The organism is Alkalibacterium sp. (assembly GCF_046484155.1).
GTDB lineage: Bacteria > Bacillota > Bacilli > Lactobacillales > Carnobacteriaceae_A > Alkalibacterium.
In genome coordinates this window covers 18,827-36,153 of the sequence record NZ_JAWOBT010000039.1, presented here as the reverse complement: position 1 = coordinate 36,153, position 17,327 = coordinate 18,827, and the positions used below count along the sequence as shown (strand labels likewise).

The window sequence follows — 17,327 nt, the reverse complement described above, 5'->3', positions numbered from 1 at the left end:
TCTGCCGGATTCTCAGCTAACTTGATCTTCGGTCCTACTGACGCTTTACTTGTTGGTATTACAAACGAGGCCTTGACCGCTGGTGGTATTGACTACGATGTAGCTGTTACAGCTAACTGGTACTTCATGATTGTTTCTACATTTATACTAACTGCAGTAGGTGCTTTTGTCACCGAAAAAATAGTCGAACCGCGACTTGGGGAATATAATGGGAGTTACAAGCCAGACGATGAACCCATTACAGCTTTAGAAAACAAAGGGATGCGTAATGCATTGATCTCATTACTTGTCTTCTTAGGTATTATGGCATTCATGATGATTCCAGAAAATGGAGCATTAAGAGCTCTTGACGAGGCAACAGGAAATATGACCTTAGATACTTTCTTAAGACAAGGTTTACTCTTTATGATCTTCTTGCTTTTTGCAGTTCCTGGTTATTTCTACGGGAAAACAACCGGCAAGATCGATACATCTCATGATTTAGTTAAAGGAATGTCAGATTCCATGAGTTCAATGGGCGGCTATCTAGTCTTAGCCTTTTTCGCAGCTCAGTTTATTAACTACTTCTCTTACACAAACTTAGGGTTGATCTTAGCAGTGAGCGGAGCAGAGTTCCTGGAAGCCATAGGATTTGTTGGTCTACCACTTATTCTCGCTTTCATCATAGTAACTGCGTTCATTAACTTATTTATCGGATCAGCTTCAGCAAAATGGGCTATTATGGCTCCAGTATTTGCCCCAATGTTATTCGAAGTAAACATTGCACCTGAAATGACATTGATGGCTTACCGTATTGCTGACTCATCAACAAACATTATTTCACCATTAATGAGTTATTTCGCAATGATTCTTGTGTTTGCTAAACGTTACGACGAAGATAGTGGATTAGGTACAATCATTTCAACGATGCTTTCATACAGTATCGCATTCTTGATCACCTGGACGCTTCTATTGATCGTATGGTACGTACTAGGCTTGCCATTAGGTCCCGGCGCACAAATCATACTATAATTTGATCTTTATGATTTCAGACATGTTCTCCTAGTGAGAACATGTCTTTTTTATAATTTTACATTTCATGGTAGGATTATAAGGAGGGTTGAAATGTCTCAAAAATCAAAAAGAAGATTGCTTCAATTATTTGGTTTTATTATTGGACTCTTATTCGGCTACTTTCGCCCGTCACAATTTCAAGTTTTCCTGCCTATATTAGCGATTGGCGTCGGTATTGGTTATTTTATTTTTTCCACTACAATATCAGATGAAGAAAAATCGGTAGATGATGTCGGGTGGTTCCCTTTTGTTCAGATGATCATGTATTTCATTATCGGAGGAGTCCTGTCATCTAATGTGTTACTGGCATTGGAATTACTATCACAATAATAAAGTAAAGAGACTGGGATCATGATCCCAGTCTCTTTACTTTAATTGCTTCGTCATTAGTTTATATCCCTAATTGATACGTCCAGTGTAACGTTAAGTCTGATCAGGGAAAAATACATATAAGTGAAGTCTCTTGCTCCCTTATTGATCGTATTCAAATTGAAATTATTTTGAGTACGATCACTGTTGCCTTCATTCGGTGTACTCAGCACGAGCCTAAGTTGAGTCATACCAATAAAACACCTTTTTTATTTCATCATTGCTAACGCGCCCATTGGATCCCAGGGTTCTAGTTCAACCACTGGTTCATCCAGTGCCTTAAGCCATTTATCGTCAATGTATTTACGCTTAACTGCGACCTGATAATTGTATTCATCAAACCATCTGTCACTCATTGAATACATACCTTTGTCACCATTTTTATCTCCCCAACTATTTTCGACTTTCCATTTTATTGGGATACCCTCGTCATCTAGATCGACTCCAACAAAGACCATGGCATGAGTTAACAGGCTATCACCATAATCGAGACGTTGTGCTTTCGTTAATTCAACCGACTCACCTAAAGTCGCTTCATAATCATATGCTTGATCATCCATGATTCCCGCTTCACGGTCAAGCATTTTACCGACGTCACACCCAAACCACACAGGTTCGCCCTCTTTGATTGATCGAACAGCGGCTTCTTTTAAAGCTCCGATAGGTGCATTCACATACTTGATGGGATGTGCTTCTTTTATTGTCCCCAAATATTTAACCGTGTATGCTTTCCCAAACGGTTTGTCTTCAGTGGGAGCGTTGATTAAACTAATGCGTTCTTCTAGATCCCACTTAACATATTTCTTGAAGAAATCTTGAGGTGTAATACCACTAATACGGTTGAAGCCATCATCTTTATCACGATACTCGTACGTAAATGTTTCTGGCACTTCACCTAAGGTTTTAACTAAAAGTGAATAGACAAAATAGAGATAGTCTTCTTTCTGATCCATCAACTGGTCTTCACTTTTACCCTCTTTGAAACTGTCACGTAACTTGGCAGCAAAATCTCTCAATTTTGAAGTAAGTAACTCATTTAATTCTTTAGTGTTAGAAGAATGATAGGTTTCTGGCATGGCTGCTTTAGGTACTGCACCATATTTTTCTAGAATGCCCGAAAACATGTCCCATTGTCCGCCATCTTGAACGGGGTCCTGTAAGAGATGCTGAACTAAACGAGAATTTAATGGTTCATCCACCGTTTCAATGATGCTGTCCAAGAAATAATTGGACTTCTCTAACTTGTCCCAAAATAATGTGTAATTTTGAGAAAACTCAAATGTTTTAACGTTCAGTTTTTCCATAGTATCTACCCGAGCCGTATTTAAGGCCGCAAACATCCAGCAACGTCCACTCGATTTTTGATTTGTGATTTCTCCCTTTTCAGTTTCATGAGAAAAAACAAAATTGTGACGGCGAGTCATGTTGTTATCAGCTGATGATTTATTGATACCGACTTTGGCAATTGCATTTTGAACAGCTTTGTTTGCCACATTGTCATTAAATTTATCTCTATATGTTCCCAATATTCCTTCGGTTATTCTCATTAACTTTACATCTCCTTTTAATCCACTGTACCTATCTTATCTAAAAACAAGCACAATGACAAGGTGTCATTTCGATATCTGCTATAGACGCAATAATAACTTGAGCTAAATTATCAAATGTAAAAAATCAGCAAATTGCTTCTTCAATATACAACATCTTTCATGTTAAAATAAGGAGTAACTGAAAGGAGTTTTAATCGTGCATTATGGTAGTTATCGCTATACACGTGCAACAATCGATTTAGATAAAATCACTTATAATTATAATCAAATAAAAGGATTATTATCTTCAGAAACCAAATTTATGGGTGTCATCAAAGCTAATGCTTATGGCCACGGAGCTGTAGAAGTAGGTAAACATTTAGAAAAGCAGGACCTCGACTTTCTTGGGGTGGCTGTATTAGATGAGGCGATGGAATTAAGAAGAGCAGGGATCAAATGTCCGATTCAATTATTAAGCCCTATCGAGCCAGACACCATCCCAATAGCAATTAAAAATGATATCTCTATAACCGTTTTTTCGGAAGAAATTGCTGAAAAAATAAAGCAAGATGCGGAACGCTTGCAACAAAAAGCAAAAATCCATTTAAAAGTGGATTCAGGGATGGGTAGAATTGGCGTCCGTTCGCGAGAACAAGCTTTAAAATTAAGCCAATTAATGAATTCTGAGTGGGTTATTTTCGAAGGGATCTTCACTCATTTTGCTGAAGCGGAAAACACTGCCGACCCAGCCTATACAAAATCTCAATACGATTTTTTCATTGATATCGTCGACTTCCTAAAGAAGCAGAACATTTATTTTGATTTAACTCATTGTAGTAATACAGCCGCTGCACTTTTATATCCCGAGTATCATTTAGATATGATACGGACTGGCATCTCTTTATTTGGTTACCACCCGGATAAAGACTTGGAAGATATAATTAATCTCGAACCCGTTATGAAGTTATCCACTCACGCTGCCTTTGTTAAACAAGTTGAAAAGGGTCAAACCATTGGGTATGGACGAACGTACGAGACACCTGAAGAAAAGACCATCGCAACTATTTTAATTGGTTACGCAGATGGTATTCCTAGAGAATTATCTAACCGTTGGTATCTGACGACAGATACTCATAGAGCACCTATCGTTGGTCGAATATGTATGGATCAGCTAATGGTTGATGTCAGTGATATCCCTGATTTCTCGGAAGATACTGAGCTGGTATTTATTGGTGATCCTAGTGATGATTATCCAAGTATTTACAAAATGGCTGAACTGACAGATAGTTTCCATTATGAAATATTATGTGGCATCGGAAAACGTGTACCTCGCGTGTATTTAAAAGACGAAACAGTTGAAGCCAAAGATAACGCCCTGCTTGACTAAACAGTAAAAGAAGCACAAGCCTCTATCAATAAAGGTTGTGCTTCTTTGTTTATATTTATTTTCCATAATGCTCTCAGCTGACGACTAAAGGAATGATTTTATTCTTCTGTTTCATCGTTCATGTCCTCGTCTAAATCGTCATTCATATCTTCGTTTAAATTATCTTCCATTTCTTCAACTTCTGGTAAATCGATGTCATCAACGTCTTCTGTATCTCCACAAGCCATCAAAAGTAAGCCGCCGGTCATAGTCAATGCAAGTAATTTCGTTAATTTTTTCATTTTATATCCTCCTTTCTATGTTTTTAAGATCTTAATTAATCCGTGTCGTCATATAGATTTTTTCCATCACCCAATGCATCTAACAATGATACTACCCTCATACTCGCTTCTGAGAACTTGGATAGCTATTTCATATCATATCTCCTTAAATTATTAATTAGAGGGTAGCTCCCTCTGTACAATTGAACCTTTATCTATGCATACCCTAGCATGAACAGAAATCGATATAAAAGAAAACGCTTTTACAATTTGCTTACTGATATGTCACTATTATTGTATTTATTACAGTTCGGTTTAAACAAAAAAAAAACAAGCATAAGGTTTAGACCCTATGCTTGTTTGAAGTTATATAAGTTAATTAGTTTAGAATTTTGATGTCTAGTTGACGACGGCCAAACTGCCATGCAGCTTCTAAGTCTTCCATGTGAATGTCAATACGGTTACCATTGATTGCACCACCAGTGTCTCCGGCAATGAATTCACCATATCCTGGTACAAATATTCTTGAACCTAATGGAATAACATTTGGATCGACGGCAATAACCCGAGAATTTTCTCTTAAATCAATTCCAGAAAATGTAAAGTTACTTAAACTTGCTTGATTACGAGAATATGCAGTCGCTTCAACTGACATCCAACGACCTGACTCTTCTTTTGTTTCTGATTGAATCACCTCGTTAGAAGATGTTGAAACTTTATTTTCAGTTGCTTTGACCTGTACTGCTGCTTCTTCAGTTTTTGCTGCTTCTTCAGCTTTTGCTGCTTCTTCAGCTTTTGCTGCTTCTTCAGCTTTTACTGCTTCTTGAGCTTTTGCTGCTTCTTGAGCTTTTGCTGCTTCTTCAGCTTTTGCTGCTTCTTCAGCTTTTACTGCTTCTTGAGCTTTTGCTGCTTCTTCAGCTTTTGCTGCTTCTTCAGCTTTTACTGCTTCTTCAGCTTTTGCTGCTTCTTGAGCTTTTGCTGCTTCTTCAGCTTTTGCTGCTTCTTGAGCTTTTGCTGCTTCTTGAGCTTTTGCTGATTCTTCAGCTTTTGCCGCTTCTTCAGCTTTTATTGCTTCTTCAGCTTTTGCTATTTGTTTTTCTTCTTTAGCTTCTTCTACTTCTTTGGGTGTTTCTGTTTCCTTTATTTCTTCTGTAGAAACATCGTAGCTTACAACTTCTTCCTCATTTTGGACGGAAACAACTGATAAATTCTTACTTAAATAAACCGTTGTACCGGCATGAATTAAGCTGCGGTTATCAATATCGTTAACTTTAGCAAGTTTATCGACTGATATGTCAGTTGCTTGAGAAACTCCCCAAAGTGTATCTCCCCATTGGAAGGTATACTCTAATGTTTCGTTCTCATTTTCCATATTTGCTTTTGCATCATTAATTTGTTCTTCAATCTCAAGCACCGTATGTGGTACCCAGTTTGAGCTGCTGTATTCATTTGCGCTTGCTTCTGTATCGTTAGTTAGCATCATCAATCCCGCTGCAGATAGTGTTAATCCTGCTTTAAGCCATGTGTTTTTCTGAATAGTCATTAACTTATTCCCCTTTTCGTTTCATCCGACTGGTAAGGTTTCTAGACGATTTATATTTGTGTTCAACAGTTTTTCCTGAACAACTGTATGCATCTTACCATGTGAATCGAAAATTAAAAGGGGTTTGAATGCTTTGTCATTTCCTTTTAGTTGGTTTGTATTATATCTGTTTTATTCTTACGGGACTATTTCAAATCCGAGATACCTTGTAACAGTGTAATAAAAAAACAACCTCTCCTTGGAAAATAGGAGAGGTTGTTTTTCTGTTGCTTAGATCAGCAACTGATTCCGATCATTATAATATTCTCTGTACGCTAAATAGCTCGCAATAAAACTTGCAATACTTGTTACTGATATCAGCATAAACATGACAACAATTTGATAACGAATTGCATCTGTAGGGTCTACTCCTGCAAATATCAATCCGGACATCATGCCAGGTAAGCTTACCAATCCAACTGTCTTAGTACTATCTATAGAAGGACTCATTCCTGTTTTCACACTTTCTCGAATAATACTCATTGACGCTTGCTTTTCATTCGCTCCCAAAGCTAGCTTTTCTAATACCTGCTGTCTCTGATCAGTAAATTTACTGTTTAATGCTCGATAGGTCAAGCCTATTGCAACCATAGCATTACTGGCTATCATTCCTGTAATAGGTACAATTTGCGATGGTATCCACTCAATTGCTCCCGAAACGATCATTATACTTAAGGTTATTGCAGTACCTGCTCCGATAGCCGTTAATGAAATAAGCAAGGAATTAGGAATACCCTGACTTCTTTTGTGTGCATTGAAACCGGCATTGAAAACGATAAACAAGACCATAACCAACGTTAGAAAGAAATCATCGACTTCAATGACATACTTCAATACAAATCCGATGATAAATAGTTGTATAACTGCTCTGACAGCTGCGATAAAAATATCATTGCCTAAACCTAATTTTTCTTTGTAAGCTACAAATACAGCAATAAGTATCAATCCTGTTGATAACAGCAGCGAAAAGTTACTGATTTCTAAATTTGAACCCATTATTTTTCGACCACCTTTCCATCAATTATTTTAATGATGCGATCCGCCTGATTAATTTCCCTTTCATCATGCGTAACAGAAAGAATGGTCATGTCGGCTTCTTCATTTAGTTCATCTAAAATGGCATAAATGATCTCTTTATTTTCTGCATCCAGTGAACTTGTCACCTCATCAAGCAAAATAACTTCTGGTTGATATAATAAATTTCTTACAAGAGCGATACGTTGTTTTTCTCCACCGGATAAATCTTTTACGGCTTTATCTAAGTAAGTCCGATTTAATTTCACTCGCTCAAGTAGGGTGACACTCTTGGTCTCATCAAACTCTTCATTACGTATTTCGTAAGGAAAGGACAAGTTATCTCTAACGGTTTGATCAAACAATGTGGCATTTTGAAAGAAATAAGAAACTTTTTTCCGGTAATCAATTGGGTTCATATCAGCAATATTCTTTCCCTTATAGCTGACAATTCCTTCTGTGGGGGATAACATGCTTGCAATGATTTTGAGCAAGGTGCTTTTCCCTCCACCTGAAGGACCTGTAACCGTCACGCGTTCGCCTTTATTTATGGAAAAATTCAAACCCTTCAAAATCTTTTCCTGGTCTACACTGAAACTAACGTTCTCGACTTCTATTATTTTTTCTGCCATTCTCTTTCCCCTTTACATTTGTTCACTTTATAATAATTATAAAGTAAGCAATTTAAATTGCAACCATTCTAGACTAATCATTCCACTCTTTTTCAGCTAGAGTGATCCGTTCGGCTTTCACCTCTTCAGACAAGTAAGTGAACCCTTCTCCCGTCACCTCTTGAACGTGTGAAATAGTCACGAATGCATTAGGATCGATCGCTTCTACGATCCTTTTGATACGCAGTACTTCCCGTCGGCTTATAATGACATATAAAATTTCTTTTTTCTCTTTTGTATAATAGCCTTTACCATCTAAAATCGTTATACCTCTACCGAGCTGTTGTTCAATAGCCTCAGCTATTTCTAAATGTTTATCAGATATAATCATGAATGATTTTCTTGGATTCAGCCCTTCTAATATGAAATCTATCACTTTGCTTTGGATGTATAAATTGATCAGTGTCAAGAATGCATTTTCTGCACCAATAACGAACGCACTCGGAACCACTATGAAGACATCGATCATGAGCAGTCCCGTTGGAACATTAATGCCGACGTACTTATGCAGTAATTTGGCAATGATATCACTGCCGGCAGTTGTCCCATGCCCCAGCATAATTAACCCTATCCCGGCACCCATAAATATACCTGAACCAATCGGCGCTAATAAGGTCGTCTCCGGGATGAACTCCCATCTCGTTACAACCAGTAAAAGCACCGATATGATTCCGTTAGCCACTAAAGTGTAATACAACGTTTTTTTATCCAAAAACTTGTAACCGATCGCCAATATAACGATATTGACAATGAAAATTGTATAAGAGGGTGTAATGTTTAAAACATAAAATAGAATCAATGAAAAACCTGTCAGACCACCCTCGGATAAACCGTTAGGAATAGTAAATACATTGACACTGATAGAATAGAGCAGCGAACCTATGACAATGAGCGCCAAATTCTTTAAACGTGTCTTGGTCATGATTTTATTTTTCATCCGCTTCACCTACGCTATAAACAGAGTCCCCATCGACATAGGTCTCTGTAACTTTTATTGTTTTGATTTGTCGAGCTTCACAGGTAAAGATGTCTTTATCCAGAATGATGAAATCAGCCAAGTAGCCTTCTTTTAGCCGTCCTTTATCGGACTCTTCAAAGGACGCATAGGCACCTTCATAAGTATAGGCATCTACTGCTGAATAAATATCTACTGCCTCACTTGGTAGATACGGTTCAGCCTCTGTAAATTCTAACCGATTTCGCGTCACTGCACATTGAATATTATGAAAAGGATTGAACGAAACGATGGGAGCGTCACTGCTAAACGACTGACGGATCCCTTTCTTTGCCATTGTTTGAAAAAGATAGGATGTGTTTGCGCGTTCTTCACCGATACGATCATGAATGATCGGCATGTCATCATCTAGGAAAACAGGCTGTACATAGGTTAAATAACCTTTATCGGCTACCCGTTCGATGAGGTCATGGCCGGTGATTTGCATGTGATTGATGCCCAGTCTCAGCGTGTTCGGCAGACCCTTTAATGCGGCATCATAAGCATTTAAAATCGTCTCGATCCCGCGGTCTCCGATACCGTGGACGATCACTTGAAAACCATGATCCACTGCTGATTTGACTTCTTTCGTCAACGTTTCCTGAGATTTGGTCAACATCCCCCGAGTCGTTGGATCGTCGGAATAAGGGGCTCTCAGAGCAGCTGTCCGCGATCCGAGCGTACCATCTATAAAGAATTTTATCGGACCAACTTTGTTCCAACGCGATCCTTGATGAAAGGCATGAGAACTATTTAAAAAATCCGATAAATATTTGCCATCGTTGAACCATATCTGCTGGTAGAAACGAATTGTCAATAGCTGTTCGTTCTCTAATTCTTCATAAAGCTTCAATGTATCTTCAATCGTTTCGTCTTTTGCATCATTCGTGTGCACAGAAGTGAGTCCGACCTGATTGGCCAATTTCATCGTATCGATCAGTAACGCTTTCTTCTCTGCCTTCGTTTTACGAGGAAGTTTCGCTTTCACTAAATCAACAGCATTTTCTGTTAAGATCCCTGTAGGTTCACCAGACTCATCTTTGATTATCTCTCCGCCATTTGCAACTGTTGTTTTACCTGTGATATCGAAATAGTTTAAAGCGGCTGTATTCAAACTCATGACATGTCTGTCTACACGCACTAAAACGATCGGAACCTCTGCAGATGCCTGATCCAGATCGAACCGGTTTGGCATCCTCTTTTCATCCGTGAAGGCTGTATGATTCCATCCTTCGGTATATAATACGGAGTCTTTCGTCAACTCATTTTCTTCGATATGTGTTTGACAACGCTCTATAAGTTCTTTCATTGAACTGACATCTGTAATTGGCAGCAAACTGAGATATTCCGCAGTCATTAAAAAATGCAGATGCGAATCGATCAGACCTGGCAAGACCGTTTGTCCTTTTAGATCGACGACAGACTCTCCTTTAAAGACGTTAAAACATTCATTGCTGGTCCCCACTTTAATGATACGGTTATCCTCAATAATCATCGCCTCAGCAAATGACTCTCGTTCTATGTAAATTTTTCCATTTTTAAATAATTTCATACAACCATCCCTTCATAAAGTGACGCACATCTTTATTATACAACTAAAAAATAATGGATGTACATAAACGAAAAAAGCTGGAACATTGATGTTCCAGCTCACTGCATTAACTTATTATTATAGCCAGCTACCGGTAAACTGATGAATGCCATGTGTATTGGGCGTCGCATCCACTTCACGTGTCCAATAATCTTTGGGCGAAAAATATTCACGTGGAAAAATAGTGCAATTTTCTATTTCTTGTCGCGTATTGTTGGGTTTCAGTCCTCTTTCGATCATTATCTCAGTGATTCGATCGACATTTGTTTTATCATCCCGTGTACCATCAGGCAAAATAAACTCTCTATTTTCATAATCTTTGTACAGCTCTTCAATAAATGGATGATGAGCTTCCGCCCCTATAATACCTGTTGATATTTCCGTTTCGATTTCAAAGCTGAAAAAGGCAGGGAATTTACGGAATTTATCTATCGGTTTTATCAGTTCCATATCGGTATCACAATACACTCCACCATATTCTTTGAGTGCATAGAGACGGGCAACATCCGAAACAAATGCATAGTCTTCTCTTTCGTAAGCTTGTTCGGCGTACTTTCCATGCTCTTTGGGAGTGAAGTTCGATTCGTCCCATCTCATAATCTCCCAATCAGGACAATACTTTTTCCAACTTGCTAAACATTTTTTTTCAAGCGGTCCAAATTCCTTTCCTCCGAACCAGGCATAATGAATAATCTTAGGTATCATAATCATCTCTCCTCCTAAATACTTATGTATATTTTAACAAACTACTAGTAAAAAAATCGATTATTAACACTTGAACCAGTCAATAAGCATTTTCTTAAAGGGACCCACCTATGCATGTTAAACTAATTAATAACAAGAGTACTGTTAAATTTTAGGGAGTGGACGTAAATGTATTTCAAATCTTTTTTTGATAAACAACTAGCTCAAATGGCTTACCTAGTAGGCTGTCAGCAAACAGGTGAAGCTATAATCATCGATCCGCTGCGTGATATTGAAGACTATGTAAAAGTAGCCGAAGCGGAAGGATTTACCATTACTAAAGGTGCAGAAACACATATCCATGCTGATTTTGCTTCGGGATTGCGTGATGTCAACAGAAAATTAAATGCAAAACTATATGTCTCCGATATGGGAAATGCTGACTGGAAATATCAGAATATGCCTGATGACACAGTATACCTCAGAGAAGGAGAGTCGATTGAAGTCGGTAATATTATGCTGGAAGTCTTATATACCCCTGGACATACACCAGAAAGCATCTCTTTCATGTTGACAGATAAAGGCGGAGGATCTTCTGTTCCTATGGGCATCTTCTCCGGAGATTTCTTGTTTGTTGGAGATGTCGGTCGTCCGGACTTGCTCGAGGCCGCCGCGCAGATGGAAGGCACCACCGATTCCGGCGCAAAAGATATGTATCATTCCGTACAGAAAGCCAAAGAGCTTCCCGATTATTTGCAAGTCTGGCCGGGGCACGGCGCCGGGAGTGCCTGTGGTAAATCATTAGGGGCTGTCCCGATGAGCACGCTTGGATATGAAAAAGAGAATAACTGGGCTTTTCAGTTCAACGATGAAGAAGCCTTTAAAAAGGAACTTGTAACGGAACAGCCAGAGCCACCCCATTACTTTGCAGAGATGAAAAAAATAAATAAAATCGATATTCCAAGAGCTTCGGATACCCGGGTGTATCCCATCAGTTCAACTGGATTTACAGAACTGGTCATCGACTTACGGCCTAAAGAAGTTTATCAGGCAAACCATACGTCTGGCACACTCAATATTCCGATGAATGATAATTTCCTGAGCTATGCGGGATGGTTCCTGGATTACGAAAAGGAATTGACACTTATCGGTTCCAAAGAAGATGCAGACGAAGCAAGTAGCCAGCTTTTACTCATAGGCTACGATAAAGTCAAGGGATATGCTAGTCCGGATAACCTTGATAACTTGACTGTCTCTCTTAATATTGAAGCAGCTGAATTTGTAGCATTATATCGGAAAAATAAAAACAGCTTAAATATTCTAGATGTACGTAATAAATCAGAATGGACCGAGGGACATCTAGAAGGAGCAAAACGTGTTCTAATGGGCGATCTCTTGAAAGAAGACATTCCTTTTGCTGAAAACGACCCTCTTTTTGTCCACTGTGAATCCGGTGTGCGTTCAAGCATCGCCTTGAGCGCGCTAGAAAAGAGAGGCTTCACTCATGTCGTCAATATCAAAGGCGGGTATGGTGAAATAGAAGAAATCATGAACGATTAAATGACTCGAATAAACTAAAGGACGTATCCGGATAGTTTGGATACGTCCTTTAGTTTATTCGTCTTGTTTCAAAAAAAATAAACGGCGCTCCCAATCTTTACCGGATTTCCTATCAGGACATGCCTCCAGCTGAAATAACTTTTTAGATCTATTCGTTGAAAAAGTATCTTTAGTGCTGGAACAAGCGCATCTGTTTTTCATATGAAGATTCCAGTACATCGGTCTGCTATCTCTCTTTTTGACTATAGAATATTCCCGCTCTTCCCGGAAAGCCCTTGCTTGTTTTCAATTTACACCGTAAGATTAAATTAAAATCACATGAAGGAGCGGTTGATTTGGACTCCATTTTTGAACTATTCAAACATAAAATTGAAAATAACGAGAAACTGACCCCTAAGATGCAGGATATCTTGGAAGCTAGCTTGCTGCTGTTCGCCGAAAAAGGCTACTCAAACACCTCCACTAAAGATATCGCACGCTCAGCAAACGTAGCAGAAGGAACCATCTTCAAACATTTCGGTTCAAAAGAGAACTTGCTTTACGCGAGTATTCTACCGTTTCTCAGCCAATCACTTGAAGACTTGATCCCAACAGATTCACAACATAACATGGCTAAGCTTAACAGTTTGTCCCTATCTGATTTTCTTCACCAAGTTCTACCAGAACGAATAGATTTTGCTGGAAAAAATCTAAAAATCTGGAAAATATTCCTGACAGAATATCTCTATCAAGAATCGATGCGCGATAACTTGATCACGTTGATTCCAAAAGCATTACTCGACGAGATCAATCAAATTTTAAATCTCTTTAAAAGAAAAAAAGAAATCATAGATTGGCCAAACGAAGAAATCATGCGTCTCATCATCAGCCTCATTGCTGGATACATTATTGCCAAATCAATGGGTTTTTCCACCAACGCCGAGTCTAAGACTGAAACCAACCACCTCATTCTTTTTCTTGAAAAAGGACTTCATCCTTAATTTAACCTTGACAGAATACTCAATGAAGGTATATAATCCATTCATGAGTTAAAAGTGAGTGATTACTCACTTACTATTGAAGGAGGAACAGTTTTATGCCGTTTTTAGAAGTGAATAACTTAAACAAGTATTACCCTATTACCGATAAAGATCGTTTTCATGCATTGAAAGACGTACAATTATCTTTTGACAAGGGAGAATTAGTGTCCATCATTGGCGAGTCAGGTAGTGGCAAATCTACACTGATGAACGTGTTGGGCGGTCTTGACTTGAAATTCGAAGGTGAAATTATTGTAGATGGAGAAAACCTCGGCCACTTCAAGGAACAAGAAATGGTCGATTTTCATAAAGAAAAGGTCGGCTTCATTTTCCAAAGTTTCAATCTCGTCTCTCATCTATCCGTACTAGATAACGTTACCTTAGCAATGACCCTATCTAATGTTGATGCAAAAACTAGAAAAGAAAGAGCCCGAGAAGTCCTAGAACATTTGGGATTGAAAGATCACTACAATAAGAAACCAAGTCAACTATCGGGGGGTCAAAAACAACGTGTGGCTATTGCACGGGCGCTCGTAAATGATCCAGATATCATCATCGCAGATGAACCGACCGGTGCCCTCGATTCCCAGACATCCGATCAAGTACTGGATATTATTCAGGAGATTGCAAAAAACGGCAAACTGGTCATTATGGTTACCCATTCAGAGAGTGTGGCTTCACGCTCCAGTCGAGTGGTTACAATCGATGATGGAAAAATCGTCAATGACGAAAAACGCGAATCTATACATGACCACGACAATGCTTTTCAAATAAAGAAACGGCAGGAAAATAAAAACCTTAGTTTTTTTGCAGCCATTCGAATGGCCTTATTGAACATGAAAGAAAAACTAGGGCGAAATATCCTGATTTCGTTGGGCGGCAGCATTGGTATCATGAGCGTTATCCTGATGCTTGCGCTGGGTAATGGCGTAAATGATTATTTAACGGATACCATGAATGAAAATGTCAATCCTATGATCAGTGAGGCCCGAATGACTGAAGACATGCAGGAAGAGACTGATGAAGAAATTGATACAGAGGTTCCCACAGAACAACCAGATGAAAAAAGTGGGAAAGGTGGGAATCTAGTCACAAATAATCCGGCTGTTCAATTATCGAAAAATATTCCTTTTGAAGAATCGAATATCGACCAGCTTGAGGTGATCCCCCATGTTGAAGACATAGAGCTGGCCTATACTTCCTTCTCAATGGGAAGTGACACAGTCGTCTATGAGGATGAAACGCATCCATTCATGAACTTTGGTACCATTTCAGCAAACATGACCGATTCCAATATTCTGCATGGAACCTTCCCGGAAAACGGTGAAGTTCTCATTACAGAAGAGATGGCCGGGAACATGACTGCTACTGCTGAAGACATGATAGGAGAAGTAGTTGAAGTGAAACTGTCGGTAAACGGAGACGCTTTAACCGGGGATTATGCTGTCAGCGGCATTTACACTCCCGGGAATGCCATCGGACCGGCCAGCGCTTTTGATTCCGTCTATATGACTATGGATACATTATCTGACATGAACGAGGAGAATGGATTGACCGTCGAACCTAACGTGGCCTATCTTCTCGCCGATGAAGCTGACAATTCGCAGGCTATCAAAGATGAGCTCAGTCTACTTGGCTATGGAGGTTCGTCTACCGATACTCTGGCAGCTACCTTCACACAAATGCTGGATATCTTCACCTATATTTTATCAGGTGTCGCGGGTATCTCCCTATTCGTTTCAGCTATCATGATTTTAACGGTACTTTATATCAGCGTAGTTGAACGGACACAAGAGATTGGTGTGATCAAAGCCATCGGTGGCCGGAATAAAGATATCCGTCGCATTTTCGTTTCCGAATCCTTCCTTATTGGCTTGTTCAGTGGTTTGTTAGGCGTCGGAATTGCTTCCTTTATCTCGCTAGTCGGGAATATTGCTGTTGAGAGCCTATTCGGAACGACTATCTTACACATGACTCCAGTTTATGCCTTGTTTGGTATCCTGGCCAGCATCATCATTAGTGTGATTGCCGGTGTTTTCCCAGCGAACAAAGCTGCGAGATTGGATCCAATTGAAGCTCTCCGTCGTGATTGATTCACCTAAACAGAAGAAATCATGCAAGACTAAATAGCTGTAAATAAATCGAAGGACGTGCCCATATTATTTGGGTGCGTCCTTCGTTTTATTCTCGTCTGATTTCAACGGTTGAATTTTTTTATTGTACACGTACCGCATGGCATAGATTGTAAAGATGACCGTAACTCCTTCAGATATCAGTTTCGACCACCATACCATAGTGACATTTCCCGTTAAGGACAGCATATAAGCAACTGGAACGAGGACGACCAGCTGACGGATGACTTGAATCCATAAACTGAGCACCGCTTTTCCTAGTGACTGGAAAACAGTCCCGAGCATGATGCTTATCCCGGCAAAAGCAAAGCTTAAACTGATGATCCTCAAGGCAGGTACACCGATTTCCATCATTTCTTCTGAGGCGTTAAATAAATTCAGGAATTGTACCGCAAACAACTGAAATAAAAGTGTTCCTGTGAGCATAATGATCAAGCCATATATCAGTGATACTTTAATCGCCTGAATCACTCTTTCCTTATTCTTTGCTCCGTAATTATACGAGACGATCGGGATCATTCCGTTGTTCAGACCGAAGACTGGCATGAAAGCAAAGCCCTGAAGCTTGATATACACCCCATAAACAGCTATGGCTGTGGGGGTAAACTGCAACAAGATGTTATTGAAAATCAAGGTCACCAGCGATGTGATGGACGTCATCACCATTGAAGGAATACCTACAGAATAAATACGTTTCATGACTTCAAAATCCGGTTTATTTCCAAAGAAGTGCATGTCTAAATCATCATTGACTTTCGCATTAATGATGATTGCCAGAATGGCCGAAGTTATTTGTGCGATAACGGTAGCGATGGCAGCACCGTATACACCCAGAGCAGGGATGCCAAACCAGCCAAAGATCAGAATCGGATCCAAAATAATATTCAGTATGGCCCCTGTGCCCTGCGTTATCATCGTGTAAAATGTGCGTCCGGTAGCCTGCAGGATGCGTTCATATGTGAATTGCATAAACTTTCCAACGGAAAGCGTTGTGATCAGCACAGTATATTCCATGCCGTACCTTATGATTTCAGCGTTATCCGTCTGCAGCTCAAAAAATGGTCTCACAAACAACGACCCAAAGACGAGAAACAAACCATAATGAAACAGAGTTAAGAAGACACCGTTATTGGCTGCTGCGCTAGCCAGCTTCCGGTTCCCCTCACCTAACCGCTTGGATAGCTCTGCATTCATTCCGACTCCTGTTCCAATACCGATCGCCACCATGAGCATTTGGATCGGAAAAACAAGCGACAGAGCCGCCAACGCTTCTTCGCTGATCTGGGCCACAAACATACTGTCGACCACGTTATAGAGAGATTGGATGAACATCGAAATCATCATAGGAACTGAAAGCGTCAGGATCAACTTGTTCATTGGCATCGTGCCTAATTTTTCGGAATTCATATTTTTCATATCTGTCTCTCCTATTTACATGTATAATCAATAGTAGCTATTCCAGTATACAAAAGAGCAATAGGA

The 17,327-nt window shown here is 39.5% G+C and carries 15 protein-coding genes; 6 read left to right on the top strand and 9 right to left on the bottom strand.

Annotation, left to right across the window (positions count from 1 at the left end):
- Both R6U02_RS03290 and R6U02_RS03285 read left to right on the top strand, forming a co-directional pair.
- Positions 1-1,011, top strand: a 1,011-nt coding sequence (locus tag R6U02_RS03290) for an AbgT family transporter (RefSeq protein WP_410262212.1), incomplete at its 5' end; no start/stop codon positions are given.
- A 93-nt stretch (positions 1,012-1,104) separates the two neighbouring features.
- The gene (locus tag R6U02_RS03285) at positions 1,105-1,383 is read left to right on the top strand and encodes a hypothetical protein (RefSeq protein ID WP_410262211.1); all 279 of its coding nucleotides are present in this window, start codon (positions 1,105-1,107) and stop codon (positions 1,381-1,383) included.
- A 248-nt stretch (positions 1,384-1,631) separates the two neighbouring features.
- Here R6U02_RS03285 and R6U02_RS03280 read toward each other — a convergent pair whose 3' ends face one another.
- A complete protein-coding gene (locus R6U02_RS03280; protein WP_410262210.1) occupies positions 1,632-2,969 on the bottom strand; it encodes an aminopeptidase C in 1,338 nt (445 codons plus the stop codon).
- Between the two features lie 199 nt (positions 2,970-3,168).
- Between R6U02_RS03280 and alr the strand changes: the two genes are divergently transcribed.
- The gene (gene alr / locus R6U02_RS03275) at positions 3,169-4,338 is read left to right on the top strand and encodes an alanine racemase (protein WP_410262209.1); all 1,170 of its coding nucleotides are present in this window, start codon (positions 3,169-3,171) and stop codon (positions 4,336-4,338) included.
- 98 nt (positions 4,339-4,436) lie between these two features.
- Here the strand turns inward: alr and R6U02_RS03270 are convergent, their stop codons facing one another.
- The 7 genes from R6U02_RS03270 to R6U02_RS03240 all read right to left on the bottom strand — a co-directional run bounded on the left by R6U02_RS03270 (position 4,437) and on the right by R6U02_RS03240 (position 11,155).
- Positions 4,437-4,619, bottom strand: coding sequence for a hypothetical protein (locus R6U02_RS03270; RefSeq protein ID WP_410262208.1), 183 nt, complete (start codon positions 4,617-4,619; stop codon positions 4,437-4,439).
- A gap of 358 nt (positions 4,620-4,977) precedes the next feature.
- Positions 4,978-6,141, bottom strand: coding sequence for a 3D domain-containing protein (locus R6U02_RS03265; protein ID WP_410262207.1), 1,164 nt, complete (start codon positions 6,139-6,141; stop codon positions 4,978-4,980).
- Between the two features lie 270 nt (positions 6,142-6,411).
- Positions 6,412-7,176 (bottom strand): ABC transporter permease, encoded by a 765-nt coding sequence (locus tag R6U02_RS03260; RefSeq protein ID WP_410262206.1) that lies wholly within the window; start codon positions 7,174-7,176, stop codon positions 6,412-6,414.
- The gene (locus R6U02_RS03255; protein ID WP_410262205.1) at positions 7,176-7,826 is read right to left on the bottom strand and encodes an ATP-binding cassette domain-containing protein; all 651 of its coding nucleotides are present in this window, start codon (positions 7,824-7,826) and stop codon (positions 7,176-7,178) included. Before R6U02_RS03255 ends, R6U02_RS03260 begins: the two co-directional genes overlap by 1 nt.
- A 73-nt stretch (positions 7,827-7,899) precedes the next feature.
- Positions 7,900-8,802, bottom strand: coding sequence for a YitT family protein (locus R6U02_RS03250; RefSeq protein ID WP_410262204.1), 903 nt, complete (start codon positions 8,800-8,802; stop codon positions 7,900-7,902).
- Positions 8,792-10,411 (bottom strand): amidohydrolase, encoded by a 1,620-nt coding sequence (locus tag R6U02_RS03245; RefSeq protein ID WP_410262203.1) that lies wholly within the window; start codon positions 10,409-10,411, stop codon positions 8,792-8,794. The genes R6U02_RS03250 and R6U02_RS03245 overlap by 11 nt, the downstream gene beginning before the upstream one ends.
- A 117-nt stretch (positions 10,412-10,528) precedes the next feature.
- Positions 10,529-11,155, bottom strand: coding sequence for a glycosyltransferase family 32 protein (locus R6U02_RS03240; protein WP_410262202.1), 627 nt, complete (start codon positions 11,153-11,155; stop codon positions 10,529-10,531).
- Between the two features lie 168 nt (positions 11,156-11,323).
- Between R6U02_RS03240 and R6U02_RS03235 the strand changes: the two genes are divergently transcribed.
- The 3 genes from R6U02_RS03235 (at position 11,324) to R6U02_RS03225 (ending at position 15,806) form a co-directional block, all read left to right on the top strand.
- On the top strand, positions 11,324-12,694 hold the full coding sequence (locus R6U02_RS03235) for an MBL fold metallo-hydrolase (protein ID WP_410262201.1): 1,371 nt from the start codon (positions 11,324-11,326) through the stop codon (positions 12,692-12,694).
- A gap of 335 nt (positions 12,695-13,029) precedes the next feature.
- Positions 13,030-13,674, top strand: a complete 645-nt coding sequence (locus tag R6U02_RS03230; RefSeq protein WP_410262200.1) for a TetR/AcrR family transcriptional regulator — start codon at positions 13,030-13,032, stop codon at positions 13,672-13,674.
- A gap of 95 nt (positions 13,675-13,769) precedes the next feature.
- On the top strand, positions 13,770-15,806 hold the full coding sequence (locus tag R6U02_RS03225) for an ATP-binding cassette domain-containing protein (RefSeq protein WP_410262199.1): 2,037 nt from the start codon (positions 13,770-13,772) through the stop codon (positions 15,804-15,806).
- A 66-nt stretch (positions 15,807-15,872) separates the two neighbouring features.
- On the opposite strand, the gene R6U02_RS03220 is transcribed toward R6U02_RS03225, so the two are convergent.
- Complete coding sequence (locus tag R6U02_RS03220) at positions 15,873-17,261, bottom strand: MATE family efflux transporter (protein WP_410262198.1); 1,389 nt, start codon at positions 17,259-17,261, stop codon at positions 15,873-15,875.
- Positions 17,262-17,327 lie beyond the last annotated feature (66 nt).

Excerpts from the sequence above, each read along its gene's own strand:
- R6U02_RS03235 (WP_410262201.1), top strand. The coding sequence starts at position 11,324 with ATGTATTTCAAATCTTTTTTTGATAAACAACTAGCTCAAATGGCTTAC.
- R6U02_RS03250 (WP_410262204.1), bottom strand. The coding sequence starts at position 8,802 with ATGAAAAATAAAATCATGACCAAGACACGTTTAAAGAATTTGGCGCTC.
- R6U02_RS03245 (WP_410262203.1), bottom strand. The coding sequence starts at position 10,411 with ATGAAATTATTTAAAAATGGAAAAATTTACATAGAACGAGAGTCATTT.
- R6U02_RS03270 (WP_410262208.1), bottom strand. The coding sequence starts at position 4,619 with ATGAAAAAATTAACGAAATTACTTGCATTGACTATGACCGGCGGCTTA.
- R6U02_RS03280 (WP_410262210.1), bottom strand. The coding sequence starts at position 2,969 with ATGAGAATAACCGAAGGAATATTGGGAACATATAGAGATAAATTTAAT.
- R6U02_RS03225 (WP_410262199.1), top strand. The coding sequence starts at position 13,770 with ATGCCGTTTTTAGAAGTGAATAACTTAAACAAGTATTACCCTATTACC.
- R6U02_RS03265 (WP_410262207.1), bottom strand. The coding sequence starts at position 6,141 with ATGACTATTCAGAAAAACACATGGCTTAAAGCAGGATTAACACTATCT.
- R6U02_RS03240 (WP_410262202.1), bottom strand. The coding sequence starts at position 11,155 with ATGATACCTAAGATTATTCATTATGCCTGGTTCGGAGGAAAGGAATTT.
- R6U02_RS03260 (WP_410262206.1), bottom strand. The coding sequence starts at position 7,176 with ATGGGTTCAAATTTAGAAATCAGTAACTTTTCGCTGCTGTTATCAACA.
- R6U02_RS03220 (WP_410262198.1), bottom strand. The coding sequence starts at position 17,261 with ATGAAAAATATGAATTCCGAAAAATTAGGCACGATGCCAATGAACAAG.
- R6U02_RS03255 (WP_410262205.1), bottom strand. The coding sequence starts at position 7,826 with ATGGCAGAAAAAATAATAGAAGTCGAGAACGTTAGTTTCAGTGTAGAC.
- R6U02_RS03285 (WP_410262211.1), top strand. The coding sequence starts at position 1,105 with ATGTCTCAAAAATCAAAAAGAAGATTGCTTCAATTATTTGGTTTTATT.